This is a genomic window from Burkholderia lata (assembly GCF_902499025.1).
In the GTDB taxonomy this organism is placed as follows: domain Bacteria; phylum Pseudomonadota; class Gammaproteobacteria; order Burkholderiales; family Burkholderiaceae; genus Burkholderia; species Burkholderia lata_C.
The window spans coordinates 55642-82638 of the sequence record NZ_CABVPW010000031.1; the positions used below are offsets into that span (position 1 = coordinate 55642).

Genomic DNA, 26997 nt, shown 5'->3' on the forward strand with positions numbered 1-26997 from the left:
GCCGCCGGCTGCACCATCATGTGACGGGTTCGCTGCTGCGGGTTATTCCCAGGACAGCGCGCCGCCCGTCTGATACTCGATCACACGCGTCTCGAAGAAGTTGCGTTCCTTCTTCAAGTCGATCATCTCGCTCATCCACGGGAACGGGTTTTCCTCGTTCGGATACAGCGGGTCGAGGCCGATCTGCTGGCAACGGCGGTTGCTGATGAAGCGCAGATAGCTCTTGAACATCGACGCGTTCAAACCCAGCACGCCGCGCGGCATCGTGTCCTCGGCGTAGCGGTATTCGAGTTCGACAGCCTGCTTGAACAGCTCGCGGATCTCGGCGCGGAATTCGGCAGTCCAGAGATGCGGGTTCTCGAGCTTGATCTGGTTGATCAGGTCGATGCCGAAGTTGCAGTGCATCGACTCGTCGCGCAGGATGTACTGATATTGCTCTGCAGCACCCGTCATCTTGTTCTGGCGGCCGAGCGCGAGGATCTGCGTGAACCCGACATAGAAGAACAGGCCTTCCATGATGCAGGCGAACACGATCAGCGACTTCAGCAGCTTCTGATCCGCTTCGAGCGTGCCGGTCTTGAAGGCCGGATCCGTCAGCGTGTGGATGAACGGGATCAGGAATTCGTCCTTCGCGCGGATCGACGTGACCTCGTGGTACGCGTTGAAGATCTCGCCTTCGTCGAGACCGAGCGATTCGACAATGTATTGGTACGCGTGCGTGTGGATCGCCTCTTCGAACGCCTGGCGCAGCAGGAACTGCCGGCACTCGGGCGCCGTGATGTGGCGGTACGTGCCGAGCACGATGTTGTTCGCCGCGAGCGAATCGGCCGTCACGAAGAAGCCGAGGTTGCGCTTCACGATGCGGCGCTCGTCCTCGGTCAGACCGTTCGGGTCCTTCCACAGAGCGATGTCGCGGGACATGTTGATTTCCTGCGGCATCCAGTGGTTCGCGCAACCGGCCAGATACTTTTCCCACGCCCACTTGTACTTGAACGGCACCAGCTGATTGACGTCAGTCTGGCCGTTGATGATGCGCTTGTCGGCGACATTGACCCGCGCTTCCGAACCGCCGGCGGGAACAGCCGATGCTTGCGGCGGCACCGCAAGATCGCCTTCGAAAATGTCGCGGACCTGATGGGCGGCAGGCGTTGCAGCCTGCAGTCCGACAGCCGTTCCTGCGGAGGTGCGCATCGCGTTTTGCTGCGCTCCGCTCGCGGGAGTTACGGCAGTCTTCTCTTCATCCCAGTTGAGCATAAATTCTCACCATCAATTTAGAACGGTTTGTACCATCTTTTCCTGAGCGATAAAAGGGTTCGCTCACGAAAAATCCTTTTTTCGATTCGCGTTGCGACCTCGATACAACACTTTGAGCAACGCATCGTCGTTCATGCAGAGCGCGACGTGTATCGCGCGTGTATCGCGAGGTGCGCTCGACGCATCGAACGCTGATCGAAACGCGACGTCGTCGGGGATGTTTCGATCGCTTGTCACTGCCTGCAACGCAGGTGCCGCGTTACAGATTCCTTATCATTTTTTTAGTTGAGAGCGGCGCACACTTCAACCTCGATCGGTTGTCGTGTGCGCCGCGCTGACCTTCTTCTCAGGTCAGCCGCACTGCGTTACTGGCACGCTTCGCACTCGTCGAAGCCAGGATCGCCCGGACGCATCGTGCACACCGGACCATCTGCCTCGACCGGCGCGAGTGCCGGTGCTGCGTCGACTGCGCCCGACGACGATGCTGCGCCGCCTGCCGCGCCGAAGCCGCCGGCCGCGCCTTGCGCGCCGCCGCTGCTCGAACCGCCGCTCGTCGGCACTGCGTTCAGCGCGCCGTGTGCGACCGTCGACTTCTCGACGTGCGTCGCCGCCATCGTGCGGAGATAGTAGGTCGTCTTCAGGCCGCGCAGCCATGCGAGCTTGTAGACCTCGTCGAGCTTCTTGCCCGACGCGCCGCCCATGTAGATGTTCAGCGACTGCGCCTGGTCGATCCACTTCTGGCGACGCGATGCCGCTTCGACCAGCCACGTCGGGTCGACCTCGAACGCGGTCGCGTAGATCGCGCGCAGGTCGGCCGGGATGCGGTCGATGCGCGACAGCATGCCGTCGAAGTACTTCAGGTCGGCGACCATCACTTCGTCCCACAGGCCGCGTTCCTTCAGGTCGCGCACCAGGTACTCGTTCACCACCGTGAATTCGCCCGACAGGTTCGACTTCACGTACAGGTTCTGGAAGGTCGGCTCGATACAGGCCGACACGCCGATGATGTTCGAGATCGTCGCCGTCGGCGCGATCGCGACGCAGTTCGAGTTGCGCATGCCGTGCGTGGCGATCCGCGAACGCAGCGACGTCCAGTCGAGCGATTCGGACGTGTCGACCTCGACGTAGCCGCCGCGCGCTTCGGCGAGCAGCTTCAGCGTGTCCTGCGGGAGGATGCCGCGATCCCACAGCGAGCCGCGGTAGCTCGAGTAGCGGCCGCGCTCTTCGGCCAGCTCGGTCGACGCGTGGTACGCGTAGTAGCAGACCGCTTCCATCGAACGGTCGGCGAACTCGACCGCCGCTTCCGACGCGTACGGCGTACGCAGCAGGTGCAGGCAGTCCTGGAAGCCCATGATGCCCATGCCGACCGGGCGATGCTTCAGGTTCGAGTTACGCGCCTTCGCCACCGCGTAGTAGTTGATGTCGATCACGTTGTCGAGCATGCGCATCGCGACGCTGACCGTGCGCTTCAGCTTGTCGTGGTCGAGCGCGTAGCTGCCGTCGGCCTGCTTCACCAGGTGGGCGACGAGGTTCACCGAGCCGAGGTTGCACACCGCGATTTCGGTGTCGCTCGTGTTCAGCGTGATTTCCGTGCACAGGTTCGACGAGTGGACGACGCCGACGTGCTGCTGCGGCGAGCGGATGTTGCACGGATCCTTGAACGTGATCCACGGGTGGCCCGTCTCGAACAGCATGCCGAGCATCTTGCGCCACAGCTGCGCCGCCGGGATCTTCTTGAACAGCTTGATCTCGCCGCGCGCGACCTTGTCTTCGTAAGCCGTGTAAGCCGCCTCGAATTCCGCGCCGAACTTGTCGTGCAGGTCCGGGCAGGTCGACGGCGAGAACAGCGTCCAGTCGGCGCCTTCCATCACGCGCTTCATGAACAGGTCGGGAATCCAGTTCGCCGTGTTCATGTCGTGCGTACGGCGGCGGTCGTCGCCCGTGTTCTTGCGCAGCTCCAGGAACTCCTCGATGTCGAGGTGCCACGATTCGAGGTACGCGCAGACCGCGCCCTTGCGCTTGCCGCCCTGGTTGACCGCGACCGCCGTATCGTTGACGACCTTCAGGAACGGGACCACGCCTTGCGACTTGCCGTTCGTGCCCTTGATATGCGAGCCGAGTGCGCGCACGCGCGTCCAGTCGTTGCCCAGGCCGCCGGCGAACTTCGACAGCAGCGCGTTTTCCTTCAGCGCTTCATAGATGCCGTCGAGATCGTCCGCGACCGTCGTCAGGTAGCACGACGACAGCTGCGAGCGGTGCGTGCCCGAGTTGAACAGCGTCGGCGTCGAGCTCATAAAGTCGAAGCTGGACAGCACGTTGTAGAACTCGATCGCGCGCGTTTCGCGGTCGATCTCGTTCAGCGACAGGCCCATCGCGACGCGCATGAAGAATGCCTGCGGCATTTCGATGCGGGTGCCCTCGACGTGCAGGAAGTAGCGGTCGTACAGCGTCTGCAGGCCGAGGTAGCCGAACTGCAGGTCGCGGTTCGCGTCGAGCGCTTCGCCGAGACGCTTCAGGTCGAACTGCAGCAGCTTGTCGTCGAGCAGGCCGGCATCGACGCCGCGCTTCAGGAACTGCGGGAAGTATTCCGCGTAACGGGCCGACATCTCGGCCTGGACCACTTCCTCGCCGAGGATCTCGCGACGGATCGTGTGCAGCAGGATGCGGGACGTGACCTGGCTGTATGCCGGATCCTTTTCGATCATCGTGCGCGCAGCCAGGATCGCCGAGTCGTAGACCTGGCTCATCGGCACGCCGTCGTACAGGTTCTTCACCGTTTCGGCGACGATCGGGTCAGGGTTAACCGCAGCGCCGAGGCCGTCGCATGCCGACACGATCAGCGCGCGCAGCGCGTTCAGGTCGAGCGGACGCGTGACGCCGTTGTCGACGACGTTGATGCCGGTGCTCGCGTCGCCGCCCGCTGCCGCAGCTTCCTCGCCCGAATGCTGGCGCTCGAGGTGACGCTTCTCGCGATACAGCACGTACGCACGCGCGACGTTGTGCTCGCCGCCGCGCATCAGCGCGAGTTCGACCTGGTCCTGGATGTCTTCGATATGGAACGTACCGCCGTTCGGGCGGCTGCGCACGAGCGCGCGCACGACGTTGTGCGTCAGTTGCTCGACCTGCTCGCGTACGCGCGCCGATGCCGCACCCTGCCCGCCGTTGACGGCCAGGAAAGCCTTGGTCACCGCGATCGCGATCTTCGAAGGTTCGAACGACACGACGCTGCCGTTGCGGCGGATCACCTTGTAGTCGGCGAACGTGGCCTGCGGCGCGAGCGCCTTCGCGCCCTGTTCGGTCCCGCCGAGCGGACGGCTCGAGGCGCTCTCGTACTGGGACGTCGCGTTGTCGGTGGTTTGCATGTGCAAAGCTCCTGGTGTTGGATGGTGCGGAGAGAACCGCGGATTAAAACGAACGCTGCGCAACGCGGTGCGCGAGCGGTAAGAGGCGAGCGATGCGCCGGGGAAGCCGGTTCGGTCGATGCGCGACAACCGATCCGGTCGTGTGCTTCGTCATGTGTACCCTGCCCCGTCGAAGTTCGCTGCGCTGATCGCGACGCCCGGACCGCCCGGCCTGACGCGCCGCCCTGAGAACCCTGTCCGCCGGCGTTGCCCGCCGGCCGGTGCCGCTCGGGTTTCCCCTGCGACACACACTATATCTAGTGCAGAACTGCTCAACTGGCACCAAGTATAGTGGACATTCGGAGGACGTCCAAACGGATAATTTGCGATGGAGGTCTTGACATCGCTCACGCGCAGACACGACAAGGCATTGGTCGGAGAAAAAACTTTCTCCGGTCAAAAAACCCCGCGATCAGTGCTGACGGAAAGGAAAGTATTCGGCGGAAAAACCGGCATCGCTCGCGAAGCGTTGCCAATCGAAATGCGGGCCCGGGTCGGTCTTGCGGCCCGGCGCGACGTCCGAGTGCCCCGCGAATGCGTCGACCGGGTAGCGTGCGGCGAGCGCGCGGGAGAGCGCGGCGAGCATCGCATACTGCGCGTCGTCGAACGGCACGTCGTCCGCGCCTTCGAGCTCGATGCCGATCGAGAAGTCGTTGCAGCGCGGCCGGCCGAAGAACTCGGACGAACCCGCGTGCCACGCACGCTCGTCGCACGACACGAACTGCACGAGTTCGCCGCTGCGGCGAATCAGGAAGTGCGCGGACACGCGCACGCCGTGCAGGTGGCTCTGGTAATAGGGGTGCGCATCGCAGTCGAGGCGGTTCAGGAACAGCGCCTCGATCGCATCGCCGCCGAATTCACCGGGCGGCAGGCTGATGTTGTGGACGACCACGAGCGTCGGCACCGCGCCCGCGGGCCGCACCTCGTAGTTCGGCGACGGCGCATGGCGCGCTTCGCGCACCCAGCCGTTCGCGTCGACCGACAACAGCGGCGCGTCGCTCATTGCGCGTCGTGACCGCTCGCACGCGCGGCGTGGCGTTGCGCGTGCTCGGCACTGCAGAAGTATTCGCCGCCCGCGGCGACGGCGTCGCCCTTCGGCGCATGCACGCCGCATTCTGCGCAGCGCACCATCGGCTCGGGCAGCGCCCGCGCGTCGCCGTTCGGGCGCGCCGCACCCGCGCCACCGGCGCCGGGCGTACTGCCGTAATCGGCGCCACGGCCGGTGCGCGCCTGCGCTTGCTCCTGGGCCTGGCGCAGCTTGCGCGCGACCCACGAACCCGCGAAGAAGAGAAGAATCAGGAGAAGAATCTGTCGCATCGGAAACCTGCGGTCAAACCACGGAACGGTGCAGCAGCACCTCGAAAACGAACCGGCTGCCGACATACGCGAGCAGCAGCGCGGCGAACGACACGAGCACCCAGCGGGCGGCGCCACGGCCACGCCAGCCCGACGTCTTGCGGGCGACCAGCAGGCCGCCGAACATCAGCCACGACAGGATCGCGAACACGGTCTTGTGGTCGAGCCGCAGCGCGCGCGCGTCGACCTGCTCGCTGAACAGGATGCCCGACGCGAGCGTCAGCGTGAGCAGCACGAAGCCGGCGCCGATCAGGCGGAACAGCAGCTTCTCGAGCGTGAGCAGCGGCGGCAGCGTCTCGAGCCAGCTCGCGATCCAGCCCGTCGAGCCGTCGCGCCCGCCGCTCCTCAGCGACTGCAGGCGCCGCTCGACCATCAGCATCAGGATCGCGTGCAGCGCCGCGATCGCGAACAGGCCGTATGCGATGTTCGCGATCAGGAAATGCAGCTTGAACAGCGGCGCTGCGGCATAAGGAAGCACCCGCACGCCGCCGAACACGAGCGGCAGCAGCGACGCGCCGCACGCCAGCGGCAGCACCAGCAGGCGCAGGCTGTCGAGCGGGAAGAAGAAGCTCTCGATCCAGTAGATGCCGGCGCCGAGCCAGAACATCGCGGACAGCGCGAACGCGAAGCCGAACACCATCGCGTCGTTCGGAAAGATCGTCGTGTGGAGCAGCACGCCGTGCGCGACGAGCGCGGCAAACAGCAGCGCGCGGCCGGCCCCGCTCATCCCGGACGCGGCGGACGCAGGAACCGGCACGGCCGGCACGCTCGCGACGAGCGGCGTCGCGCCCTGGCGGTGCGTGCGCCAGCCTGCGACGGCGAGGCCGCCGTACAGGAATGCGGTGAGGGCATACAGTACAATATCCATGTTCGAAGTTTACACTAGGCCCCCTTCCCGCGACGGCTCCCTTTGTTCGGTTCCGCCGCGCCTTCGGGCCCCACTGTCCATCGCTCCCCATGCTCGACAATCTCACTCAACGGATGGCACGCGTCGTCAAGACGCTGCGCGGCGAGGCCCGGCTTACCGAGGCGAACACGCAGGAGATGCTCCGCGAGGTGCGTCTCGCCCTGCTGGAGGCCGACGTCTCGCTGCCGGTCGTCCGCGAATTCATCGCCAAGGTCAAGGAAAAGGCGCTCGGCGAAGAAGTGATCAGCAGCCTGTCGCCAGGCCAGGCGCTGGTCGGCGTGGTCCAGAAGGAACTGACCGCCGTGATCGGCGGCGACTACGAAGGCAAGGCCGCCGAGCTGAACCTCGCGGTCACGCCGCCCGCGGTGATCCTGATGGCCGGCCTGCAGGGCGCGGGCAAGACCACGACCGCCGGCAAGCTCGCGAAGCTGCTGCGCGAGAAGTACAAGAAGAAGGTGCTGACCGTGTCGTGCGACGTGTATCGCCCGGCCGCAATCATGCAGCTGAAAACGGTGAGCGAACAGGTCGGCGCCGACTTCTTCCCGTCCACGCCGGACCAGAAGCCCGTCGACATCGCAATCGCGGCCGTCGACTGGGCGAAGCGCCACTACCATGACGTGCTGATCGTCGATACGGCCGGCCGCCTCGGCATCGACGAGGCGATGATGCAGGAAATCGCCGCGCTGCACGACACGCTGAAGCCGGCCGAAACGCTGTTCGTCGTCGACGCGATGCTCGGCCAGGACGCGGTCAACACCGCGAAGGCGTTCAACGACACGCTGCCGCTCACCGGCGTCGTGCTGACCAAGCTCGACGGCGATTCGCGCGGCGGCGCCGCGCTGTCGGTGCGTCACGTCACGGGCAAGCCGATCAAGTTCGTCGGCGTGGCCGAGAAGCTCGACGGCCTCGAGGTGTTCCACCCCGACCGGATGGCGAACCGGATCCTCGGCATGGGCGACATCCTCGCGCTCGTCGAGGAGGCGCAGCGCGGCGTCGACGTGCAGGCCGCGCAGAAGCTCGCCGACAAGGTCAAGAAAGGCGGCGACTTCGACCTGAACGATTTCCGCGCGCAGATCTCCCAGATGAAGAACATGGGCGGCCTGTCGTCGCTGATGGACAAGCTGCCTGCGCAGTTCCAGCAGGCGGCGGCCGGCGCCGACATGGGCCAGGCCGAGAAGTCGATCCGCCGGATGGAAGGCATCATCAGCTCGATGACGCCCGCCGAGCGCGCGAAACCCGAGATCATCAAGGCGACGCGCAAGCGCCGCATTGCAGCCGGCGCGGGCGTGCCGGTGCAGGAAGTCAACCGGATGCTGAACCAGTACGACCAGATGCGTACGATGATGAAGAAGCTGAAGGGCGGCAACATGCAGAAGATGATGCGCGGCCTGAAGGGCATGATGCCCGGCATGCGCTGATTCCGCCCATCGGCCGGCGCGCGGGTTTTTGCTGTAGCGCGCGCCAGCCGTTCTGCTTCATTCTTATTTGTATACCGACTGCCCGCCAGAACACATGAACCGCGAAGAAGCCCTCCACATTTTCAACCACTCCGAAGAGATCGTCTCGGCAGACGCCGTCAATGCGTCGATCTCCCGGATGGCCGACGCGATCCGCGCCGAGATCGGCGATGCGTTCCCGCTCGTTCTCTCGGTGATGGGTGGCGCCGCGGTGTTTACCGGGATGCTGCTGCCGCATCTCGATTTCCCGCTGGAGTTCGACTACATCCACCTGACCCGCTACCGCAACACGACGCAGGGCAGCCCGGAAATGCACTGGCGCGTCGCGCCGCGCGAATCGGTGAAGGACCGGATCGTGCTCGTGCTCGACGACATCCTCGACGAAGGCGAGACGATGGCCGCGATCCGCGACCGCATCCTCGACATGGGCGCGCAACGCTTCATGTCGGCCGTGCTGTGCGAGAAGACGCTCGCGAAGGCCAAGCCGCTGCATCCCGACTTCTGCGGCTTCGCGGTGCCGGACCGCTACGTGTTCGGCTGCGGGATGGATGCGAAGGGCTACTGGCGCAACCTGCCGACGATCCGTGCGCTGACCACGAACGTCTGAGCGCCCCGCTCCGCACTATATAAATAGAAAGCGGCGCTCCGGTTTCCCGGAGCGCCGCTTTTTTTGGGCGTCTTGGGTGCGCGCCGCCTGCCCTACAGCTGGTGCACGAACGCGCGGATGCCGCCCAGCATCATCTCGACCGAAATCGCGACGAGCACGAGGCCCATCAGGCGCTCGAACGCCGCGACGGTCCGCTCGCCGATCCATTGCTGGATCCGCTCGGCCAGCACCAGCGTCACCGCGCAGACGATCATCGTGACCGTCAGCGCGCCGACCCACTCGAGCATCTTGCCGGGCCCCTGCGACGTCAGCAGCATCACCGTCGCGAGCGCGGACGGCCCGGCGAGCGCCGGAATCGCGAGCGGCACGATGAACGGCTCGCCGCCTGCGCGCGGATCGTTGCCGAGTGCGCCGTCGGGATGCGGAAAGATCATCCGCAGCGCAATCAGGAACAGCACGATCCCGCCGCCGAGCCGCAGCGACAGGTCGGTGAGGCTCATCATCCGCAGGAAGCGGTCGCCGACCAGCATGAAGAACAGCAGGATCACGAACGCGATCCCCACTTCACGCAGGATCAGCTTCACGCGCCGCTCGCGCGGCACATCCCGCATCGCCGAAATGAACAGCGGGATGTTGCCGAGCGGATCGGTGATCAGCACCAGGAGCACGGTGGCCGACAGGAAGGTGTATTCCACCGCGTTCCCCGGTCGGTGCGCTTAGCGCGCGAGCGCTGCGCGGATCTTCTCCGCGACCGTCGCCGCAGCCGCGTCGGCCGGCAGCAGCGTCGCTTCGGCGTCGCGGCGGCCCTGATACTCGATCTTGCCTTCCTTCAGGCCGCGCTCGCCGATCACGAGGCGATGCGGCACGCCGATCAGCTCCCAGTCGGCGAACATCACGCCCGGGCGTTCGCCGCGATCGTCGAGGATCACGTCGATGCCGGCCGCGGCGAGTTCCGCGTACAGCTTGTCGGCCGCTTCACGCACCATGTCGCTGCGGTCATAGCCCATCGGGCACAGCACGACTTCGAACGGCGCGATCGACTCGGGCCAGATGATGCCCTTGTCGTCGAGGTTCTGCTCGATCGCCGCGCCGAGAATACGCGTGACGCCGACGCCGTAGCAGCCCATCAGCATCGGCTGCGGCTTGCCCGACTCGTCGAGGAACGTCGCACCCATCGCTTCCGAATACTTGGTGCCGAGCTGGAACACGTGGCCGACCTCGATACCGCGGCAGATGTCGATCACGCCCTTGCCGTCCGGCGACGGGTCGCCCTTCTTCACGTTGCGCACGTCGGCGACGTCCGGCTCGGGCAGGTCGCGGCCCCAGTTCACGCCAGCGATGTGATAGTCGACCTCGTTCGCGCCGACGACGAAATCGCTCATGTTCGCGACCGTGCGGTCCGCGATCACCTTCACGGGCTTCTTCGTACCGACCGGGCCGAGATAGCCCGGCGGCGTGCCGAACCACTCGACGATTTCCTGCTCGGTCGCGAAGCGGTGGTTCTTCAGGCCCGGCAGCTTCGACACCTTGATCTCGTTCAGGTCGTGATCGCCGCGCAGCATCACGAGCCAGATGGTCGGCTCGGCGCCTTCGTTGTCGGTCGCGAGCACGATCGACTTGATCGTGCGCTCGAGCGGGATGGCCAGCAGTTCGGCGACGGCTTCGCACTTCGCCTTGCCGGGCGTCGCGACCTTCTCCATCGCTTCGGCCGGCGCTGCGCGCTCGGGCGTCAGCGGCAGCGCTTCGGCCGCCTCGATGTTCGCCGCGAATTCGGACGTCGGGCAGTACGCGATTGCGTCTTCACCGGTGTCCGCGATCACGTGGAATTCGTGCGAGAAGTTGCCGCCGATCGAGCCGCTGTCGGCCGCGACCGCACGGAACTCGAGGCCGAGGCGCGTGAAGATGCGCACGTACGCGTCGTACATCTTGCGATACGACTCGTTCAGGCCGGCCGCATCCTTGTCGAACGAATACGCGTCCTTCATGATGAATTCGCGGCCGCGCATCACGCCGAAGCGCGGACGGATCTCGTCGCGGAACTTCGTCTGGATCTGGTAGAAGTTCACCGGCATCTGCCGGTAGCTCTTGATCTGGTTGCGCGCGATGTCGGTGATGACTTCCTCGTGCGTCGGCCCGATCACGAAGTCGTTGTCCTTGCGGTCCTTGAAGCGCAGCAGCTCGGGGCCGTACTGCTCCCAGCGGCCCGACTCCTGCCACAGTTCGGCGGGTTGCACGGCCGGCATCAGCAGCTCGATGGCGCCCGCCCGGTTCATTTCCTCGCGCACGATCGCCTCGACCTTGCGAATCGAACGCAGGCCGACCGGCAGGTAGTTATAGATGCCGCCGGCGACGCGACGGATCATGCCGGCGCGCACCATCAGCTTGTGGCTGACGATCTCTGCGTCGGCGGGTGCTTCTTTCAGGGTGCCGATAAAGAAACGGGAAGCTTTCATGCGGACGGTTCCAAAAACGGCGCCCCCAGGCGGGGCGCCCGAAAAAGTTTCAAGGTGAAAAAGCTGCGCGCGGCGAACAACGAGGGACGACGATGGCGCAGATGACGTAGCAGACTAATCAGGGACAATTCAGCCGGTGTACCCCGCGCGGATTCGCTCCGTCACGGTGCGCAGCGCCCGTTATCTGTTTATAATCAAAGCAATTTTAAAGGATTCGAAGGTGGTTGTATGCTGGATCGTGAAGGCTTTCGCCCGAACGTCGGCATCATCCTCTTGAACGCGCGCAACGAGGTGTTTTGGGGCAAGCGGCTCCGCGAGCATTCCTGGCAGTTTCCTCAAGGTGGGATCAAGTACGGCGAGACCCCCATGCAGGCGATGTACCGGGAACTGCACGAGGAAACGGGCCTGCATCCGGAACACGTCAAGATAATCGGCCGCACCCGCGACTGGTTGCGTTATGAGGTGCCTGACAAGTTCATTAAACGCGAAGTACGCGGTCATTACCGCGGCCAGAAGCAGATCTGGTTCCTGCTGCGGATGGTTGGACGCGATTGCGACATTTGTTTGCGCGCGACCGACCACCCGGAGTTCGATGCGTGGCGCTGGAACGAGTACTGGGTGCCGCTCGATGCGGTGATCGAGTTCAAGCGGGATGTCTATCAGTTGGCGCTGACGGAACTGTCGCGCTTCCTGCGCCGCCCGGCGCAGCGAGCCGAGAAGCCGCGCGGGCCGCGTCTGTCGCGCTATCCGCGCGTCATTGGCGTACAGGCCCAGCAGACGCTGACGATTGTCGACACATCGGTAGTCTGTTCGGAGATCGAAGTGGAAGCGGGCACGCTCGACGAGATGCCGCCCCCGTGATCGTCGGCAAATGACGAATCGAACTGCATGACCGGGCGCGACCTTGGTGTCGCGCCCTTTTTTTACGAGGAATGCATATTGAAAGCGATTGCTCTCGCGCTCGCATCGATTGCCGCGGCGGCCACGCTGGCAGGTTGCGCGAATTCGAAGACGCCCACCAACAAGGATGACAGCGAGTTCGTGTATCTGCTGGACCGTCAGGGCACCTGGAAGGAAAACGCAGTCGACTCGCTGCCGCCGCTGCCGCAGACGGGCGACCTGCTGCCCTTCAACGTATCGCAGAACACGCCGCTCAAGTTCTTCGTCGATGCGAAGTCGCTCGCGGTCGGCACCGATGGCGTCGTGCGCTACGCGGTCGTCATCACGAGCCCGGCCGGCGCGCGCAACGTGAACTACGAAGGCATCCGCTGCGACACCTACGAATGGCGTCAGTATGCCGGCCTGAACTCGGAACACGACGGCTGGGATCGTACGGTCGAGAACGACTGGCGGCGCATCGAGAATGGCGAGCTGAATGCCTACCACTCGGCGCTCTATCAGGACTACTTCTGCGCGAACAAGATGCCGCAGGGCACGACCCAGCAGATCCTGGAGAACGTCCGGTTTCACCGCACCGCGATGAGCCAGTTGCGCTGACGGCGCGCGGCGCCTGCCGCGCCCTCCCCCGTTTGCCGCAAGAAAAAAGCCCGCATCACGCGGGCTTTTTCATTTGACGGCCGGAACCGTCAGCGCGAATGGTCATACCAGCACCAGGTTGTCGCGATGGATCAACTCGGGCTCCAGCATGTAGCCGAGCACGGATTCGATCTCGCCGCTCGGCTTGCGGTGGATCAGCTTCGTCTCCGAGCTGCTGTAATTCGTGAGCCCACGCGCCACTTCGCGCCCGTCGGGACCGACACACGCGATGACTTCACCGCGCGCGAACGCGCCCTGCACGTCGATCACGCCGATCGGCAGCAGGCTCTTGCCACCGGCCGTCAGCTTCTCGACCGCGCCCGCGTCGATCACGACATGGCCGCGCACCTGAAGATGGTCGGCCATCCACTGCTTGCGCGCCGCCATCCTCGCGGTACGCGCGATCAGTTGCGTGCCGATCGCCTCGCCGGCCGCCAGACGCACGAGCACGTCGGTCTCCCGGCCGCTCGCGATCACGGTGTTCGCGCCGCTGTGCGCTGCACGCTTCGCCGCGAGGATCTTGGTCAGCATCCCGCCACGGCCAAGGCTCGAGCCCGCACCGCCGGCCATCGCCTCGAGCTCCGGCGCGCCCGCATTGGCTTCCGCAACGAGCGTCGCGTTCGGATCCTTGCGCGGATCGGCCGTGAACAGCCCCGACTGGTCGGTCAGGATGATCAGTGCATCGCCTTCGATCAGGTTTGCAACGAGCGCGCCGAGCGTGTCGTTGTCGCCGAACTTGATTTCGTCGGTAACGACCGTGTCGTTCTCGTTGATGATCGGCACGACGCCGAGCCGCAACAGCGTCAACAGCGTCGATCGCGCATTCAGGTAACGCTCGCGGTCCGCCAGGTCGGCATGCGTCAGCAGGATCTGCGCAGTGCGGATGTCGTGCTCGGTGAAGCGGCTCTCATAGACCTGCGCGAGCCCCATCTGGCCGACGGCGGCGGCAGCCTGCAGCTCGTCGATTTCCCGCGGCCGCTTGCTCCAGCCGAGCCGCTGCATCCCTTCGGCAATCGCGCCCGAACTGACGAGTACGACTTCCTTGCCCTGTGCACGCAGCGCGGCGATCTGAGCCGCCCAGCGGCCGATTGCTTCGTGATCGAGCCCCTTGCCGTCGTTGGTCACGAGGCTGGAGCCCACCTTCACCACCAATCGCTTCGAATCCGCGATGATCGAACGCATCCTGCACTGTCTCCTGTTTCTGATGCCTGCCCGGCCGGGCGCGATTGAACGCGGACGCCGGGCGGCACGCCCGGCGCGTTCCGGAACGACTCAGGCGTCGTCGCCCGGCGCCGCATCGCCCTTGGCAGGCGGTGCGTCGCGGAAACGCACGTCTGCCGCGAGATCTTCCGCCTCCGCCGCACGATGCGCGTCCGAATGTTCGGAGAGGTAGTCGTAGATTGCGTAGCACAGCGCTTCGCAACCCTGGCCCGTCAGTGCCGAGATCTCGAACACGGGGCCGTCCCACTCGAAGCGCTCGAGGAAATCCTCGACGCGCGCCTTGCGCTCGTCTTCCGGCACCATGTCGAGCTTGTTGAGCACGAGCCAGCGCGGCTTCTCGTAGAGCGCCTCGTCGTACTTGCGCAGCTCGCCGACGATCGCCGTCGCTTCCGCCACCGGATCGACGCTTTCGTCGAACGGCGCGAGATCGACCAGATGCAGCAGCACGCCGGTGCGCTGCAGGTGGCGCAGGAACTGATGGCCGAGGCCCGCGCCTTCGGCGGCGCCCTCGATCAGCCCCGGGATGTCGGCGATCACGAAGCTCTTGCTCGGGCCGACACGCACCACGCCGAGATTCGGCGCAAGCGTCGTGAACGGATAGTCGGCGATCTTCGGCCTCGCATTCGACACCGACGAGATGAACGTCGACTTGCCTGCGTTCGGCATGCCGAGCAGGCCGACATCGGCGAGCACCTTCAGTTCGAGCTTCAGCATGCGACGCTCGCCGGGCTTGCCGTCCGTCTTCTGGCGCGGCGCGCGGTTCGTGCTCGACTTGAAATGCAGGTTGCCGAGCCCGCCGGCGCCGCCCTGCGCGAGCATCACCTGCTGGTCATGCTCGGTCAGGTCGGCGATCAGCTCGCCCGTATCCATATCGTTGATGATCGTGCCGACCGGCATGCGCAGCGTGACGTCGTCGCCGCCCTTGCCGTAGCAATCCGAGCCGCGCCCGTTTTCGCCGTTGCGCGCCAGATGCTTCTTCGCGTAACGGTAGTCGATCAGCGTGTTGATGTTGCGGTCGGCGATCGCGTACACGCTACCGCCCCGGCCGCCGTCGCCGCCGTCCGGCCCGCCGAACGGGACGAATTTCTCGCGGCGCATCGACGCACTGCCATCGCCTCCGTCTCCGGCGATGACTTCGATTCGTGCTTCGTCAATGAACTTCATTCGTCACTCCGCCCAGTATTTCCGCTATTGTGCCGCGCGCCGGCGCGCTTGAACAATCAGCCGTTCGGCCGATCGTACGCCGGTTGCGCGATGGCCGCCCGAACGCACACGCGCCCGGCGGCCAAATAAAAAAAGGCCCCGCGAAGACTGCGGGGCCTTTCGGCTACGAAGCCCGTGGGTGCCTGAACTTAGGCAGCCGCCGGGACAACGATGACCAGATGCTTCTTGTCCGCGCCCTTCGTCGCGAACTTGACGTGACCGTCGACCAGCGCGAACAGGGTGTGATCCTTGCCCATGCCGACGTTCTCGCCTGCGTGCATGCGCGTACCGCGCTGACGCACGATGATGCCGCCGGCATTGATTGCCTGGCCGCCGTACACTTTCACGCCGAGACGCTTCGACTCGGAGTCGCGGCCGTTCCGGGAAGAGCCGCCTGCCTTTTTGTGTGCCATCTGATTGCTCCTTAACCGAGGCGCTTACGCGGTGATCGCGTCGATGCGCAGCTCAGTGTAGTTCTGGCGGTGGCCGCCATGCTTTTGGTAGTGCTTCCGGCGACGCATCTTGAAGATGGTGACCTTGGCATGACGACCGTGCGACACAACGGTGGCCTTGACGGAAGCCCCACTGACCAGCGGCGTACCGAACTTAATCGATTCGCCTTCGCCCACTGCGAGAACCTGGTCGAGCGTGATTTCAGCGTCAATGTCAGCCGGTATCTGTTCTACTTTGAGTTTTTCGCCAACGGCAACCTTGTACTGCTTGCCGCCGGTTTTTATGACCGCGTACATTGAGAACCTCACTCTGGATCCAATTTTTCCGCACACCGTGCGCGGAAAACACGTGATTATACATGGGGTTAGCACCGAAGTCAAAACCGATCGACAATTGCCGCGCGCGGGCCTCGGCCGGATGGCCAAATTCATGGCTGGGGCACGTGCGACAGACCGGGATATCTCGGATTCGACTTATAATCCGCCGCATCACCCAATTCCATCATCATGTCGTCGTCCACCGCCTCCCCCACCCTCAGCGCCGCCCACCTGCTCGCCCCGATCAGCAGTGACATGGAGCAGGTGAATCGCGTTATCCGGCAAAGCCTCGCGTCCGACGTGCTGCTGATCAACCAGATCGCCGAGTACATCATCGGCGCGGGCGGCAAGCGGCTGCGTCCGGCGTTGCTGCTGCTCGTCGCCGGCGCGCTCGGCGAGACGTCGCACCAGCGGCACGTGCTGGCCGCCGTCGTCGAGTTCATCCACACGGCCACGCTACTGCATGACGACGTCGTCGACGAATCCGAGCTGCGCCGCGGCCGCCAAACCGCCAATGCGCTGTTCGGCAACGCGGCGAGCGTGCTGGTAGGCGACTACCTCTATTCGCGCTCGTTCGAGATGATGGTCGGCGTCGGCAAGATGCGCGTGATGGAGATCCTGTCCGAAGCGACGACGATCATTTCCGAAGGCGAGGTGCTGCAGCTCCTCAACATGCACGACGCGGACGTCGACGAAACGCGCTACATGCAGGTGATCCGCTACAAGACAGCCAAGCTGTTCGAGGCATCGGCACGCCTGGGCGCAGTGCTCGCCAGCGCCGATGCGCCGACCGAAGCCGCCGCCGCCGAATACGGCCGCCGGATCGGCACCGCGTTCCAGATCATGGATGACTGGCTCGACTACGCAGGTACCGTCGAGGCAATGGGCAAGAATGCCGGCGACGACCTCCGCGAAGGCAAGCCGACGTTGCCGCTCATCTATCTGATCGAGCGCGGCACGCCGGAACAATCGGCGCTGGCACGCGAGGCGATCGAACAGGGCGGCACCGATCGCTTCGACACGATCTTCGAAGCGATCACGCGCTCGGGCGCACTGGATCACACGCTCGAATGCGCACGCCAGGAAGCGCAGGCGGCAGCAGCGGCGATCGCCGCGTTCCCGGATTCGATCTATAAGGAAAGCCTGCTCGCGTTGTGCTCGTACTCGACGTCGCGGCAGTCGTAAGTGCATGTCGTGCGTCGCCGCCACGGCTGCGACGTACGTTCGACACGGGAAAATCACCTGTCTCGAAAAATTTTCTCTCCAAGGTCTTCCCTTTTTAAAGAAACGTCGTTATAGTTACATTCTTGCTTGACGACGCAGCGGTCTTGAAGAAGACGGCGAAGTCGGAAGAGTCCAAATCGGGGTGTAGCTTAGCCTGGTAGAGCGCTACGTTCGGGACGTAGAGGCCGGAGGTTCGAATCCTCTCACCCCGACCAGATTTGTAAAAAACCGTGCACTCCGTGCACGGTTTTTTTTTACCCGGCCGCCGCAGGCCCCTCGTGTCGCGCACGACACATCGCGGTCGCCGGCCTCTGCTATATTCCTTCCATCCCTGTCCTTCACTGCCCTTCCAACGCGTGGACCAAATTCCCTTATGGGCGCAAATCGGCGCCGTCTTCCTGCTTCTCCTCTGTTCCAGCTTCTTTTCGATTTCCGAGACCGCGATGATGGCGCTCAACCGCCATCGGCTGAAGCATCTCGCCGGCCAGGGCGCACTCGGCGCGAAAACCACGCAAGGCCTGCTCACGCGGACTGACCTGCTGCTCAGCGTGATCCTGATCGGCAACAACCTGTTCAACACGATCATCCCGGTCCTGACGACGTCGCTCGCGCTGCATACGTTCGGCCGCAACAACCTCGCGCTGTCGATCGCGACCGGCCTCGTCGCGTTCCTGATCATCGTGTTCGCGGAAATCGCACCGAAGATCGTCGGCGCGACGTTCCCCGAACGCATCGCGCTGCCCGCGAGCCTCGTGATTGCGCCGCTGATGCGCGTGTTCAAGCCGGTCGTCTGGTTCGTCAACGCACTCGCGAACGGCGTGCTGTGGGTGCTGCGCATCAACACGAAGAAGGGTCGCGACCAGCGCATGTCGGCCGACGAGCTGCGGGCCATCGTGCTCGAGTCGAGCAGTTTCATGCCGACCAAGCACCGCAGCATCCTGCTCAACCTGTTCGACCTCGAGAACATCACGGTCGACGACGTGATGGTGCCGCGCCGCCAGATCGAGTCGCTCAACTTCTACGCGCCGCTCGACGACGTCCTGCACCAGCTCGAAACCTGCTATCACAACCGGCTCGTTGTCTATGAAGGCGACATCGACAAGGTGCTCGGCGTGCTGCATGTCCGCAAGACGCTGACCGCGCTGCACAACCAGGAGTTCGACCGCGAGACGCTGCGCACGCTGCTCGCCGAGCCGTACTACGTGCCGTCCGGCACGCCGGTAGTCCAGCAGCTCCAGTTCTTCCAGGAAACCCGGCAGCGGACCGCGCTCGTCGTCAACGAGTACGGCGAGCTCGAAGGGCTCGTGACGCCCGAAGACATCATCGAGGAGCTGATCGGCGAATTCACGACGTCGATGCCGCGCAGCGAACGCAAGGGCGGCTGGGACGAGAACGGCGAATGCATCGTCTCGGCAAGCATGCCACTGCGCGAACTGAATCGCTGGCTGCACCTGAAGCTGCCGACCGACGGGCCTAAGACGCTGAATGGGCTGGTTCTCGAAATCCTCGAGGAAATTCCGGAAGACGACGTGTGCCTGAAAATCGGCGACGTGATGCTCGAGGTGATGCGCAGCGACGATCAGGCCGTGCGCACCGTCAAGCTCTTCAAGCCGCGCGGCGCGCGCACCGCACGCGTCACCGCGCGCTAGCCGAACGGCTGACTGCCGGCGCCGCCCGCGACGCGCGACCATCTGCTGGTCACGGTCAACAGGCGGCCAGCGTGCCGGCTCACATGCACTTCCCTCCTCCCGGGGCGCCGCTGCGCACGCAGCCGCCGCCCGCCCACTCCGATGCGTCGCCCGCCACGGCACCGCGCGCGCTCGACGCGGCCCAGCTCGACGATGCGCCGGCCGTGCGGCTGCTGACGGACACGCTTCACGCGGCACGCGTGCGCGACGCATCCGACATCCACGTCGAACCGTTCGAAGCCGGCTGGCGCATCCGCCTGCGCATCGATGGCGTGCTGCACGAACATGCACGGCCGCCTCTTCATCTGCGCGATGCACTCGTCACGCGGATCAAGGTGCTCGCGCGCATGGACATTGCCGAGCGGCGGCTCCCGCAGGACGGCAGGCTGCGCATCGCGATCGACGGCGGTACGCGCGGTGACTACCGGGTCAGCTCGCTACCCACGTTGTTCGGTGAAAAGCTCGTGCTGCGGCGGCTCGAAACCATGCCGCCCGACCTCACGCTCGCCCGCCTCGGCTTCGACGCGCAACAGGCAGCCGCAATGGAGGCCGCGATACGCGCACCGCACGGCCTCGTGCTCGTCACGGGCCCGACCGGCAGCGGCAAGACGCTGTCGCTCTACTGCGCGCTGCAGATGCTCGATCGCGACGCGCACAACGTCTGCACGGTCGAGGATCCCGCCGAGATCCAGCTCGACGGCATCAGCCAGGTCAGTGTCGTCGAAAAGGCCGGGCTCACGTTCGCGACTGCACTGCGCGCGCTGCTGCGGCAGGATCCGGACATCATCATGGTCGGCGAGATTCGCGATGCGGAGACGGCCGACGTCGCGATCAAGGCCGCGCAGACCGGCCATCTCGTGCTGTCGACACTGCACACGAACGACGCGCCGGCCGCCGTCGCGCGGCTGCTCGACATCGGCGTCGCACCGTACAACCTCGCCGCCGCGCTGCACCTCGTCACCGCCCAACGCCTCGTCCGGCGGCTGTGCACCGCCTGCCGCGTGCACTCGGACGCACCGGTGCCGGTACTGCGCGAAGCCGGCTGCGACCCGGCCGCCCTCGCAACCGGATGGCGGCCGTTCGTTGCGCGAGGCTGTTCGGCCTGTCACGGCATCGGCTATCGCGGCCGGGTCGGCCTGCATCAGACGATGCCGGTATCGCCCTGGCTGGCGGAACGCATCGTCGCACGGGCGAGCGTCGGCGAGCTCGCGCAATGCGCGGCGGCCGAAGGCGTGCGCAGCCTGCGCGACGCGGCGCTCGCGCGTGTCCATGACGGCACGACGAGCATCGCGGAAGCCATCGCCGCGACGCCTGCGACATGAACATGCGCACGCCGCCGCGCGAAATCCGCTTCGCATGGCGCGGCCGCCGTCGCGACGGCACGCCGCGCCACGGGATCGTCATCGCGTTCGACGCCGAGGCGGCACGCGCGTCGCTCGCGCGCGACGCCATCGCAGTGTTGTCGCTCGACGCCCGCGGGCCGGCCCGCCCTCCAAGGGCCGGCGCACGGGACGTCACGCGTTTCACGCGCCAGCTCGCAAGCCTGCTGCAGGCCGGGCTGCCACTCGCGCCGTCGCTCGAGATGCTCGCGCGTACGCGGCCGCGCGACGGCATGCCGCGCATCGCCGCAGGTCTCGCCCGCGAGATCGTCGGCGGCCGGCGCTTCGCCGATGCACTCGCACGCTACCCATCGCAGTTCGGCACGCTGTATCGCCAGCTGATCGAGGTCGGCGAAGCGTCCGGCTCGCTCGGCGTCGTGCTGACACGGGTCGCGGAACACCGCGAGCGCGCCGACACGCAGTGGCGCAAGCTACGTGCCGCGCTCGCCTACCCGGCGGCCGTCATCCTGTTCGGGCTCGCGATCTCGGCCGCGTTGATGGTGTGGGTCGTGCCGACGTTCCGCCAGATCTTCGACGGTTTTGGCGCCGCACTGCCGGCACCGACCCGCGCGCTGCTCGTGCTGTCCTCCGCACTGTCTGCGTGGGGCGGTGAGTTCCTTGCCATTGCCGCGGCGGCCGGGATGGCCGCACATCACGCGCTGCGGCGGTCAGCACCACTGCGCCACGCTGTCGCGCGGCGCCTGCTGCACGCCCCGCTCGCGGGTAGCGCACTGGGTCGATTCGCAGCCGCACGCTGGTGCCGCTCGCTTGCGACGCTGCTCAGTGCCGGCGTGCCGCTCGCCGACGCCTTCGCCACGCTCGAGCGCACGGCCGGCCATCCGGTGTTCGAGCACGCTACCGCGCACATCGCGGCCCGCGTGCTGCGCGGCGCGCGTCTCGCGGACGCGATGCAGTCGGCCGGCTGCTTTCCGGACGACGTCGTGCAGCCGATCGCCGTCGCCGAGGAGACGGGTGCGCTCGACACGATGCTCGCCGACATCGCCGCGCTGTGCGAACGCCAGCTCGATGCGCGTCTCGATACGCTCGCCGCGCTAGGCGAACCGCTGATCGTGATCGTCCTGGGCGCACTCGTCGGCGGCCTCGTGATCGCGATGTACCTGCCCATCCTTCAGCTCGGCAACGTGGTGTAGCATCGCAACCGATTCTGTCGCCTTTTAGTCCGAACCTTGAGCCTCATGACGCCTGCGCCCCTGTCCGCCGTTACCGATTCGCCCGAGAGCACGCTGCTCGCGCTGGCGATGCTGCCGCCCGCGCTGCAGTATGCGTTCGCGGTCGTCATCGGCCTTTGCATCGGCAGCTTCCTGAACGTGGTCGTGCACCGGCTGCCCGTGATGATGCAGCGTGCGTGGCAAGCCGAGATCGATGAAGCGACCGGCAACGCGAGCGCCCCGCCCGACGACGGCTACCCGCCGCACTACGATCTGTGGCGCCCGCGCAGCGCCTGCCCGCATTGCGGCCACGTGCTGCGCGCATGGGAAAACATCCCGCTCGTCAGCTACCTGATGCTGCGCGGGCGCTGCCGGCGCTGCGGCCACGCGATCGGCATCCGCTATCCGCTCGTCGAGCTCGCATGCGCGCTGCTCGCCGCCGGCTCGCTCGCGACATTCGGCCCGACCGTCGCAGCGCTTGCCGCGTTCGCGCTGTGCGCGGCGCTGCTCGCGATGAGCGCGATCGATATCCGGACGGGCTACCTGCCCGACTCGATGACGCTGCCGCTCCTCTGGGCCGGGCTCGTGCTGAACCTCGGCGGCACGTTCACGTCGCTGCGCTCGGCCGTGATCGGGGCCATGGCCGGCTACCTGTTCCTGTGGTCGATCTACTGGCTGTTCAAATGGCTGCGCGGCATCGAGGGCATCGGTTTCGGCGACCTGAAGCTGCTCGCCGCGCTCGGCGCATGGATGGGCTGGGCCGCATTGCCGCAGGTCGTGCTGTTCGCCGCGGTAACGGGCGCGATCGTCGGGCTCATTGCGACCTGGCGCGGCCGCATGCGCTTCGAGGAGCCGATTCCGTTCGGCCCGTTCCTCGCGGCAGGCGGCGTTGCGACGCTGTTTTTCGGCACCCCTTTCTATTCGGCGCTCGGAGGCTGACATGTTCGCAATTGGACTCACCGGCGGCATCGGCAGCGGCAAAACGACCGTCGCCGATCTGTTCGGTGCCCGCGGCGCGTCGCTGGTCGATACCGATCTGATCGCCCACCGCATCACCGCCCCGGGCGGCCTCGCGATGCCCGCGATCGAACAGGCATTCGGCCGCGGCTTCGTTGCCGCCGACGGCTCGCTCGACCGTGCGAAGATGCGCGCACTGATCTTCAGCGACGACGCCGCACTCCGGCGCCTCGAAGCGATCACGCATCCGCTGATCCGCGCGGAGACCGATCGCGAAGCACGCGAAGCGCAGGGCGCGTACGTGATGTTCGTCGTACCGTTGCTCGTCGAGTCAGGCAACTGGAAGGCGCGCAGCGATCGCGTGCTCGTCGTCGACTGCCCGGTCGAAACGCAGATCGCGCGCGTGATGCAGCGCAACGGTTTCACGCGTGAGCAGGTCGAAGCAATCATCGCGAAACAGGCGACGCGCGAAGCCCGTCTCGCGGCGGCCGACGACGTGATCGTCAACGACGCTGTCACGCCCGACGCGCTCGCCGCGCAGGTCGATGCACTGCACCAACGCTATCTCGGGTTTGCGGCCGCCGCGCGCTAAGCCATCGCGCCCAATCGTGATGGTGTACGAAATTGGCGCGTTGCTAGGGTAGAGAGTGAGCATTAGAATGTCCTGCATTGTTTCAATCCCTACCCAAGAGGCGAGCGCGCTTGATTCTTTACGAGTATCCGTTCAACGAGCGAATTCGCACGCTGTTGCGCCTCGAAGATCTCTTCGAGCGCTTCGCGTTCTTTTTGGCTCAGGAGGACCCGCGTGAACACCACGTCGCGCTGACGACGCTGTTCGAAATCGCCGAGGTAACGGGCCGCGCGGACCTGAAATCGGATCTGATGAAGGAGCTCGAACGTCAGCGTCAGACGCTCGCCCCCTTTCGCGGCAATCCGGGCATCGAGCAGAACGCGCTCGAGGCCGTGCTCGGTGAAATCGAGCAGACGCTCGCGAATCTCGCGCAGATGCAGGGCAAGACCGGGCAGCACCTCGTCGACAACGAGTGGCTCGCCAGCATCCGCAGTCGTGCGGTGATTCCTGGCGGCACGTGCAAGTTCGACCTGCCGTCGTACTACGCATGGCAGCAATGGCCCGCCGAGCAGCGGCGCCAGGACATCGCGAAATGGATCCTGCCGATGCTGCCGCTGCGCGACGCCGTGACGATCGTGCTGCGACTCGCGCGCGAATCGGGCCAGGCGTCGAAGGTCATGGCGATGCAGGGCAGCTATCAGCAGATGCTGTCCGGCCGCACCTACCAGTTGATGCAGGTGCGCGTTCCGCCGGAGTTGCGCGTCATTCCCGAAGCGAGCGCGAACAAATACATGCTGTGGGTACGGTTCACCATGCAGGACGGCGACGTACGGCCGCGCGCGGTGGATATCGACGTGCCGTTCCATCTGACACTGTGCAATCTGTAACGGCCGCGTGCCGGATCGCTTTCGTATGACTACCGTTGTGAAATGCCCGTCGTGCGGCGCCGAAGTGCGCTGGACGCCCGAAAATCAGTTCCGCCCGTTCTGCTCGGCCCGCTGCAAGCAGCTCGACCTCGGCGCCTGGGCCGCGGAAAAGTACCGGATCGGAGGATCCTCCGACGAGGGCCCCTCGTCGGAAGAGGACGGCACGGACGGCCGCCGCGACAGCTGAGCGGCGCGCAGCACCGCCCGCCAGTGATATGGCCCGCCTTTCCGGCAGGCCATCATCGCGTCAGTTCGACGCGGCTTCCTTCTCGAGCAGTTCGAGCACCGGCAGCGCGGCCGGCAGCAGCGGCGCGACGGCGACCGGCAGTTGCTGCCACACGAACGCCTGCCCTTCCTTGCTGTGCGGCTCCCCCGTCCAGCCCGTCACCTTGCAGAAATAAAGCCGCACGTACGCATGCGGATAATCGTGCTCGAGCGTGTGCCAGCGGTGGCTGGCCGTGACTTCGATGCCGAGCTCCTCGTGCAGTTCGCGCGCAAGCGCGTCCTCGACGCTTTCGCCGGCCTCCAGCTTGCCGCCCGGAAATTCCCAGTAGCCTTCATACGGCTTGCCCTGCAGCCGCTGCGCAAGCAGGTAACTGCCGTCCGGCTGCACCATCACGCCGACCGCGACTTCCGTCACCTTGCGGCCATCGGGCGCGCGCACGGCGCCTTGTGCGAGATCCGCGCTCATGCCTGCTCCTTGCGGCCCGACCAGTCACGCGCAAACTGCCACGCGACGCGCCCCGACCGCGAGCCGCGCTCGAGCGCCCACACGAGCGCGTCGCCGCGTGCGGACTCGATCTCCGCATCCGGGCAGCCGAAATGACGCAGCCAGTGCCCGACGATGTCGAGGTAGTCGTCCTGCTTGAACGGATAGAAGCTGACCCACAGGCCGAAGCGCTCCGACAGCGAGATCTTTTCCTCGACGACTTCGCCGGGGTGAATCTCGCCATCCGGAAGATGCTTGTACGACTCGTTGTCGCTCATGTACTCGGGCAGCAGATGGCGGCGGTTCGACGTCGCGTAGATCAGCACGTTGTCCGACTGCGCGGCGATCGAGCCGTCGAGCGCGACCTTCAGCGCCTTGTAGCCCGACTCGCCTTCCTCGAACGACAGGTCGTCGCAGAACACGATGAAGCGCTCGGGACGCTGCGAGATCAGGTCGACGATGTCGCCGAGATCATGCAGGTCGTCCTTGTCGACTTCGATCAGCCGCAGGCCATCCTTCGCATGTGCGTTCAGGCACGCCTTGATCAGCGACGACTTGCCGGTACCGCGCGCGCCGGTCAGCAGCACGTTATTGGCCGGCTTTTGCTGCACGAACTGCCGCGTGTTCTGTTCGATCAGCCCTTTCTGGCGATCGATGTTGTGCAGGTCGTCGAGCGTGATCGACGACACGGCCGGCACCGGCTGCAGATAGCCGCGACCCTGGCGCTTGCGCCAGCGGAACGCGTGGGCGGCATTCCAGTCGACCGCCGCCGGTGCGGGCGGCAGCATCCCCTCGAGACGGCCGAGCAGTGCTTCGGCGCGCGTCAGAAACTGTTCAAGCTTGTCCATGTCGTTCGGGCACTCCCGATCAGGAGCGGTAATCCGCGTTGATGCTCACGTAGTCGTGCGACAGGTCGCACGTCCAGATGGTGGCCTGCGCGTCGCCGCGGCCGAGCAGCACGCGGATCGTGATTTCGCTCTGCTTCATCACGCGCTGGCCATCTTCCTCTTGGTAGGCCGGGTTGCGGCCGCCCGCCTTCGCGACGAGCACGTCGTCGAGATAGAGGTCGATCTTGTCGACGTCGAGATCCGCGACGCCCGCATAGCCGATCGCCGCGAGAATCCGGCCGAGGTTGGGGTCGGATGCGTAGAAGGCCGTCTTCACGAGCGGCGAATGGCCGATCGCGTAAGCGATCTGGCGGCATTCCGCGACGTTCTTGCCGCCTTCGACCTGTACCGTCATGAATTTCGTCGCGCCTTCACCATCGCGCACGATCAGTTGCGACAGCACCTGCGCGACTTCCGTCACCGCATCGCGCAGCGCCGCATACGCCGGCGAATCGGTCGACGTGATCGCCGGCAGCGAGCTCTTGCCCGACGCGATCAGGATGAACGAGTCGTTCGTCGATGTGTCGCCGTCGATCGTGATGCAGTTGAACGAGCGGTCGGCCACTTCCTTCACGAGCGTGTCGAGCACCGGCTGCGCGACGTTCGCGTCGAAGGCGAGAAAGCCGAGCATCGTCGCCATGTTCGGCTTGATCATGCCCGCACCCTTGCTGATGCCCGTCAGCGTGACCGTGTGGCCGTCGATCGTGACCTGGCGCGACGTGGCCTTCGGCAGCGTGTCGGTCGTCATGATTGCATGCGCGGCGTCAAACCAGTTCGCGGCCTTGCGGTTCGCGAGCGCGGCCGGCAGGCCGGCCTTCAGGCGGTCGATCGGCAGCGGCTCGAGGATCACGCCGGTCGAGAACGGCAACACCTGCGCCGGCTCGATGCCCGCGAGGCGTGCGAGTTCCGTGCAGGTTTCGCGTGCGTTCACGAGGCCCGGCTCGCCGGTGCCCGCGTTCGCATTGCCCGTATTCACGACGAGCGCGCGAATGCCCGCGCCGCCTGCGCGCACCTTCGCCAGGTGCTCGCGGCAGACGGTGACCGGCGCTGCGCAGAAACGGTTTTCGGTGAACACGCCCGCGACCGTCGCGCCTTCGTCGACGGAGATGACCAGCACGTCCTTGCGATTCGGCTTGCGGATGTTCGCTTCCGCCCAGCCAAGCGTGACGCCGGCGACGGGATGCAGTTGGGCGGGATCGATCGACGGAAAATTGACAGCCATGGGGCACACCTGCCGGATGGAAAATGCCGGCATGCGCCGGCATCGATTGGAAGAACCGGCGGCCGCACGCGCGGGCCGCCGCAACTCACATCACTCACTC

The 26997-nt window shown here is 65.6% G+C and carries 26 protein-coding genes and 1 tRNA gene; 13 read left to right on the top strand and 14 right to left on the bottom strand.

Features of this window, described 5'->3' with window-relative positions:
* Positions 1–42 precede the first annotated feature (42 nt).
* The 5 genes from BDI24065_RS27915 to BDI24065_RS27935 all read right to left on the bottom strand — a co-directional run bounded on the left by BDI24065_RS27915 (position 43) and on the right by BDI24065_RS27935 (position 6879).
* Positions 43–1254 carry a ribonucleotide-diphosphate reductase subunit beta gene (locus tag BDI24065_RS27915; RefSeq protein ID WP_039353057.1) on the bottom strand — a complete coding sequence of 404 codons (1212 nt, stop codon included), beginning with the start codon at positions 1252–1254 and terminating at the stop codon, positions 43–45.
* Positions 1255–1619: 365 nt separating this feature from the next.
* Positions 1620–4616 (bottom strand): ribonucleoside-diphosphate reductase subunit alpha, encoded by a 2997-nt coding sequence (locus BDI24065_RS27920; protein WP_175033995.1) that lies wholly within the window; start codon positions 4614–4616, stop codon positions 1620–1622.
* Positions 4617–5067: 451 nt separating this feature from the next.
* On the bottom strand, positions 5068–5658 hold the full coding sequence (gene ampD / locus BDI24065_RS27925) for a 1,6-anhydro-N-acetylmuramyl-L-alanine amidase AmpD (RefSeq protein ID WP_175033996.1): 591 nt from the start codon (positions 5656–5658) through the stop codon (positions 5068–5070).
* Positions 5655–5972: a PP0621 family protein gene (locus tag BDI24065_RS27930; protein ID WP_175033997.1), complete on the bottom strand. Its 318-nt coding sequence runs from the start codon at positions 5970–5972 to the stop codon at positions 5655–5657. The genes ampD and BDI24065_RS27930 overlap by 4 nt, the downstream gene beginning before the upstream one ends.
* A 13-nt stretch (positions 5973–5985) precedes the next feature.
* Complete coding sequence (locus tag BDI24065_RS27935; RefSeq protein WP_011350867.1) at positions 5986–6879, bottom strand: cytochrome C assembly family protein; 894 nt, start codon at positions 6877–6879, stop codon at positions 5986–5988.
* An 89-nt stretch (positions 6880–6968) separates the two neighbouring features.
* On the opposite strand from BDI24065_RS27935, the gene ffh reads away from it, so the two are divergent.
* Together ffh and BDI24065_RS27945 are read left to right on the top strand one after the other, a co-directional pair.
* Positions 6969–8336 (top strand): signal recognition particle protein, encoded by a 1368-nt coding sequence (gene ffh, locus BDI24065_RS27940; RefSeq protein ID WP_174939063.1) that lies wholly within the window; start codon positions 6969–6971, stop codon positions 8334–8336.
* A gap of 94 nt (positions 8337–8430) precedes the next feature.
* A complete protein-coding gene (locus tag BDI24065_RS27945; protein WP_059528628.1) occupies positions 8431–8982 on the top strand; it encodes a hypoxanthine-guanine phosphoribosyltransferase in 552 nt (183 codons plus the stop codon).
* Between the two features lie 92 nt (positions 8983–9074).
* On the opposite strand, the gene BDI24065_RS27950 is transcribed toward BDI24065_RS27945, so the two are convergent.
* Positions 9075–9677: a MarC family protein gene (locus BDI24065_RS27950; protein WP_009688453.1), complete on the bottom strand. Its 603-nt coding sequence runs from the start codon at positions 9675–9677 to the stop codon at positions 9075–9077.
* Positions 9678–9698: 21 nt separating this feature from the next.
* Positions 9699–11435, bottom strand: a complete 1737-nt coding sequence (locus BDI24065_RS27955; RefSeq protein ID WP_175033998.1) for a proline--tRNA ligase — start codon at positions 11433–11435, stop codon at positions 9699–9701.
* 228 nt (positions 11436–11663) lie between these two features.
* Here BDI24065_RS27955 and BDI24065_RS27960 point away from each other — a divergent pair, with 228 nt between their 5' ends.
* Positions 11664–12296 carry an RNA pyrophosphohydrolase gene (locus BDI24065_RS27960; RefSeq protein ID WP_175033999.1) on the top strand — a complete coding sequence of 211 codons (633 nt, stop codon included), beginning with the start codon at positions 11664–11666 and terminating at the stop codon, positions 12294–12296.
* A gap of 27 nt (positions 12297–12323) precedes the next feature.
* Complete coding sequence (locus BDI24065_RS27965; protein WP_175014577.1) at positions 12324–12932, top strand: CNP1-like family protein; 609 nt, start codon at positions 12324–12326, stop codon at positions 12930–12932.
* A 102-nt stretch (positions 12933–13034) separates the two neighbouring features.
* Here the strand turns inward: BDI24065_RS27965 and proB are convergent, their stop codons facing one another.
* The 4 genes from proB to rplU all read right to left on the bottom strand — a co-directional run bounded on the left by proB (position 13035) and on the right by rplU (position 16144).
* Entirely contained in the window at positions 13035–14153 is a 1119-nt protein-coding gene (proB, locus tag BDI24065_RS27970) for a glutamate 5-kinase (protein WP_175034000.1), read from the bottom strand.
* A gap of 90 nt (positions 14154–14243) precedes the next feature.
* Positions 14244–15356, bottom strand: coding sequence for a GTPase ObgE (obgE, locus tag BDI24065_RS27975; RefSeq protein WP_175034001.1), 1113 nt, complete (start codon positions 15354–15356; stop codon positions 14244–14246).
* A 188-nt stretch (positions 15357–15544) separates the two neighbouring features.
* On the bottom strand, positions 15545–15808 hold the full coding sequence (gene rpmA / locus BDI24065_RS27980) for a 50S ribosomal protein L27 (protein WP_006476999.1): 264 nt from the start codon (positions 15806–15808) through the stop codon (positions 15545–15547).
* Between the two features lie 24 nt (positions 15809–15832).
* Entirely contained in the window at positions 15833–16144 is a 312-nt protein-coding gene (gene rplU / locus BDI24065_RS27985) for a 50S ribosomal protein L21 (RefSeq protein WP_096718280.1), read from the bottom strand.
* Between the two features lie 210 nt (positions 16145–16354).
* On the opposite strand from rplU, the gene BDI24065_RS27990 reads away from it, so the two are divergent.
* From BDI24065_RS27990 to BDI24065_RS28030, 9 genes are all read left to right on the top strand, one after another.
* On the top strand, positions 16355–17350 hold the full coding sequence (locus BDI24065_RS27990; protein ID WP_175034002.1) for a polyprenyl synthetase family protein: 996 nt from the start codon (positions 16355–16357) through the stop codon (positions 17348–17350).
* A 177-nt stretch (positions 17351–17527) separates the two neighbouring features.
* A tRNA-Pro gene (locus BDI24065_RS27995) sits at positions 17528–17604 on the top strand.
* A gap of 141 nt (positions 17605–17745) precedes the next feature.
* Positions 17746–19038: an HlyC/CorC family transporter gene (locus BDI24065_RS28000; RefSeq protein WP_175034003.1), complete on the top strand. Its 1293-nt coding sequence runs from the start codon at positions 17746–17748 to the stop codon at positions 19036–19038.
* Positions 19039–19121: 83 nt separating this feature from the next.
* Positions 19122–20399, top strand: coding sequence for a GspE/PulE family protein (locus BDI24065_RS28005; RefSeq protein WP_175034004.1), 1278 nt, complete (start codon positions 19122–19124; stop codon positions 20397–20399).
* Positions 20396–21607, top strand: coding sequence for a type II secretion system F family protein (locus BDI24065_RS28010; RefSeq protein WP_175034005.1), 1212 nt, complete (start codon positions 20396–20398; stop codon positions 21605–21607). Before BDI24065_RS28005 ends, BDI24065_RS28010 begins: the two co-directional genes overlap by 4 nt.
* Positions 21608–21652: 45 nt before the next feature.
* A complete protein-coding gene (locus BDI24065_RS28015) occupies positions 21653–22564 on the top strand; it encodes a prepilin peptidase (RefSeq protein WP_175034006.1) in 912 nt (303 codons plus the stop codon).
* Position 22565: 1 nt separating this feature from the next.
* Positions 22566–23174, top strand: coding sequence for a dephospho-CoA kinase (coaE, locus tag BDI24065_RS28020; RefSeq protein WP_175034007.1), 609 nt, complete (start codon positions 22566–22568; stop codon positions 23172–23174).
* Between the two features lie 110 nt (positions 23175–23284).
* Positions 23285–24040, top strand: coding sequence for a cell division protein ZapD (gene zapD, locus BDI24065_RS28025; protein ID WP_039353119.1), 756 nt, complete (start codon positions 23285–23287; stop codon positions 24038–24040).
* Between the two features lie 25 nt (positions 24041–24065).
* Positions 24066–24266: a DNA gyrase inhibitor YacG gene (locus BDI24065_RS28030; RefSeq protein ID WP_027788444.1), complete on the top strand. Its 201-nt coding sequence runs from the start codon at positions 24066–24068 to the stop codon at positions 24264–24266.
* Between the two features lie 60 nt (positions 24267–24326).
* Here the strand turns inward: BDI24065_RS28030 and BDI24065_RS28035 are convergent, their stop codons facing one another.
* The 3 genes from BDI24065_RS28035 to argJ are packed head-to-tail and all read right to left on the bottom strand — an operon-like array spanning position 24327 to position 26897.
* Entirely contained in the window at positions 24327–24770 is a 444-nt protein-coding gene (locus BDI24065_RS28035; RefSeq protein WP_039353126.1) for an NUDIX domain-containing protein, read from the bottom strand.
* On the bottom strand, positions 24767–25636 hold the full coding sequence (locus tag BDI24065_RS28040) for an ATP-binding protein (RefSeq protein WP_175034008.1): 870 nt from the start codon (positions 25634–25636) through the stop codon (positions 24767–24769). The genes BDI24065_RS28035 and BDI24065_RS28040 overlap by 4 nt, the downstream gene beginning before the upstream one ends.
* A gap of 19 nt (positions 25637–25655) precedes the next feature.
* Positions 25656–26897 carry a bifunctional glutamate N-acetyltransferase/amino-acid acetyltransferase ArgJ gene (gene argJ / locus BDI24065_RS28045; protein WP_175034009.1) on the bottom strand — a complete coding sequence of 414 codons (1242 nt, stop codon included), beginning with the start codon at positions 26895–26897 and terminating at the stop codon, positions 25656–25658.
* Positions 26898–26997 lie beyond the last annotated feature (100 nt).

Bases quoted from the DNA above. Each gene is read 5' to 3' on its own strand.
- BDI24065_RS27915 (WP_039353057.1), bottom strand. From the start codon at position 1,254: ATGCTCAACTGGGATGAAGAGAAGACTGCCGTAACTCCCGCGAGCGGA.
- BDI24065_RS27920 (WP_175033995.1), bottom strand. From the start codon at position 4,616: ATGCAAACCACCGACAACGCGACGTCCCAGTACGAGAGCGCCTCGAGC.
- ampD (WP_175033996.1), bottom strand. From the start codon at position 5,658: ATGAGCGACGCGCCGCTGTTGTCGGTCGACGCGAACGGCTGGGTGCGC.
- BDI24065_RS27930 (WP_175033997.1), bottom strand. From the start codon at position 5,972: ATGCGACAGATTCTTCTCCTGATTCTTCTCTTCTTCGCGGGTTCGTGG.
- BDI24065_RS27935 (WP_011350867.1), bottom strand. From the start codon at position 6,879: ATGGATATTGTACTGTATGCCCTCACCGCATTCCTGTACGGCGGCCTC.
- ffh (WP_174939063.1), top strand. From the start codon at position 6,969: ATGCTCGACAATCTCACTCAACGGATGGCACGCGTCGTCAAGACGCTG.
- BDI24065_RS27945 (WP_059528628.1), top strand. From the start codon at position 8,431: ATGAACCGCGAAGAAGCCCTCCACATTTTCAACCACTCCGAAGAGATC.
- BDI24065_RS27955 (WP_175033998.1), bottom strand. From the start codon at position 11,435: ATGAAAGCTTCCCGTTTCTTTATCGGCACCCTGAAAGAAGCACCCGCC.
- BDI24065_RS27960 (WP_175033999.1), top strand. From the start codon at position 11,664: ATGCTGGATCGTGAAGGCTTTCGCCCGAACGTCGGCATCATCCTCTTG.
- BDI24065_RS27965 (WP_175014577.1), top strand. From the start codon at position 12,324: ATGACCGGGCGCGACCTTGGTGTCGCGCCCTTTTTTTACGAGGAATGC.
- proB (WP_175034000.1), bottom strand. From the start codon at position 14,153: ATGCGTTCGATCATCGCGGATTCGAAGCGATTGGTGGTGAAGGTGGGC.
- obgE (WP_175034001.1), bottom strand. From the start codon at position 15,356: ATGAAGTTCATTGACGAAGCACGAATCGAAGTCATCGCCGGAGACGGA.
- rpmA (WP_006476999.1), bottom strand. From the start codon at position 15,808: ATGGCACACAAAAAGGCAGGCGGCTCTTCCCGGAACGGCCGCGACTCC.
- rplU (WP_096718280.1), bottom strand. From the start codon at position 16,144: ATGTACGCGGTCATAAAAACCGGCGGCAAGCAGTACAAGGTTGCCGTT.
- BDI24065_RS27990 (WP_175034002.1), top strand. From the start codon at position 16,355: ATGTCGTCGTCCACCGCCTCCCCCACCCTCAGCGCCGCCCACCTGCTC.
- BDI24065_RS28005 (WP_175034004.1), top strand. From the start codon at position 19,122: ATGCACTTCCCTCCTCCCGGGGCGCCGCTGCGCACGCAGCCGCCGCCC.
- BDI24065_RS28010 (WP_175034005.1), top strand. From the start codon at position 20,396: ATGAACATGCGCACGCCGCCGCGCGAAATCCGCTTCGCATGGCGCGGC.
- BDI24065_RS28015 (WP_175034006.1), top strand. From the start codon at position 21,653: ATGACGCCTGCGCCCCTGTCCGCCGTTACCGATTCGCCCGAGAGCACG.
- coaE (WP_175034007.1), top strand. From the start codon at position 22,566: ATGTTCGCAATTGGACTCACCGGCGGCATCGGCAGCGGCAAAACGACC.
- BDI24065_RS28030 (WP_027788444.1), top strand. From the start codon at position 24,066: ATGACTACCGTTGTGAAATGCCCGTCGTGCGGCGCCGAAGTGCGCTGG.
- BDI24065_RS28035 (WP_039353126.1), bottom strand. From the start codon at position 24,770: ATGAGCGCGGATCTCGCACAAGGCGCCGTGCGCGCGCCCGATGGCCGC.
- BDI24065_RS28040 (WP_175034008.1), bottom strand. From the start codon at position 25,636: ATGGACAAGCTTGAACAGTTTCTGACGCGCGCCGAAGCACTGCTCGGC.
- argJ (WP_175034009.1), bottom strand. From the start codon at position 26,897: ATGGCTGTCAATTTTCCGTCGATCGATCCCGCCCAACTGCATCCCGTC.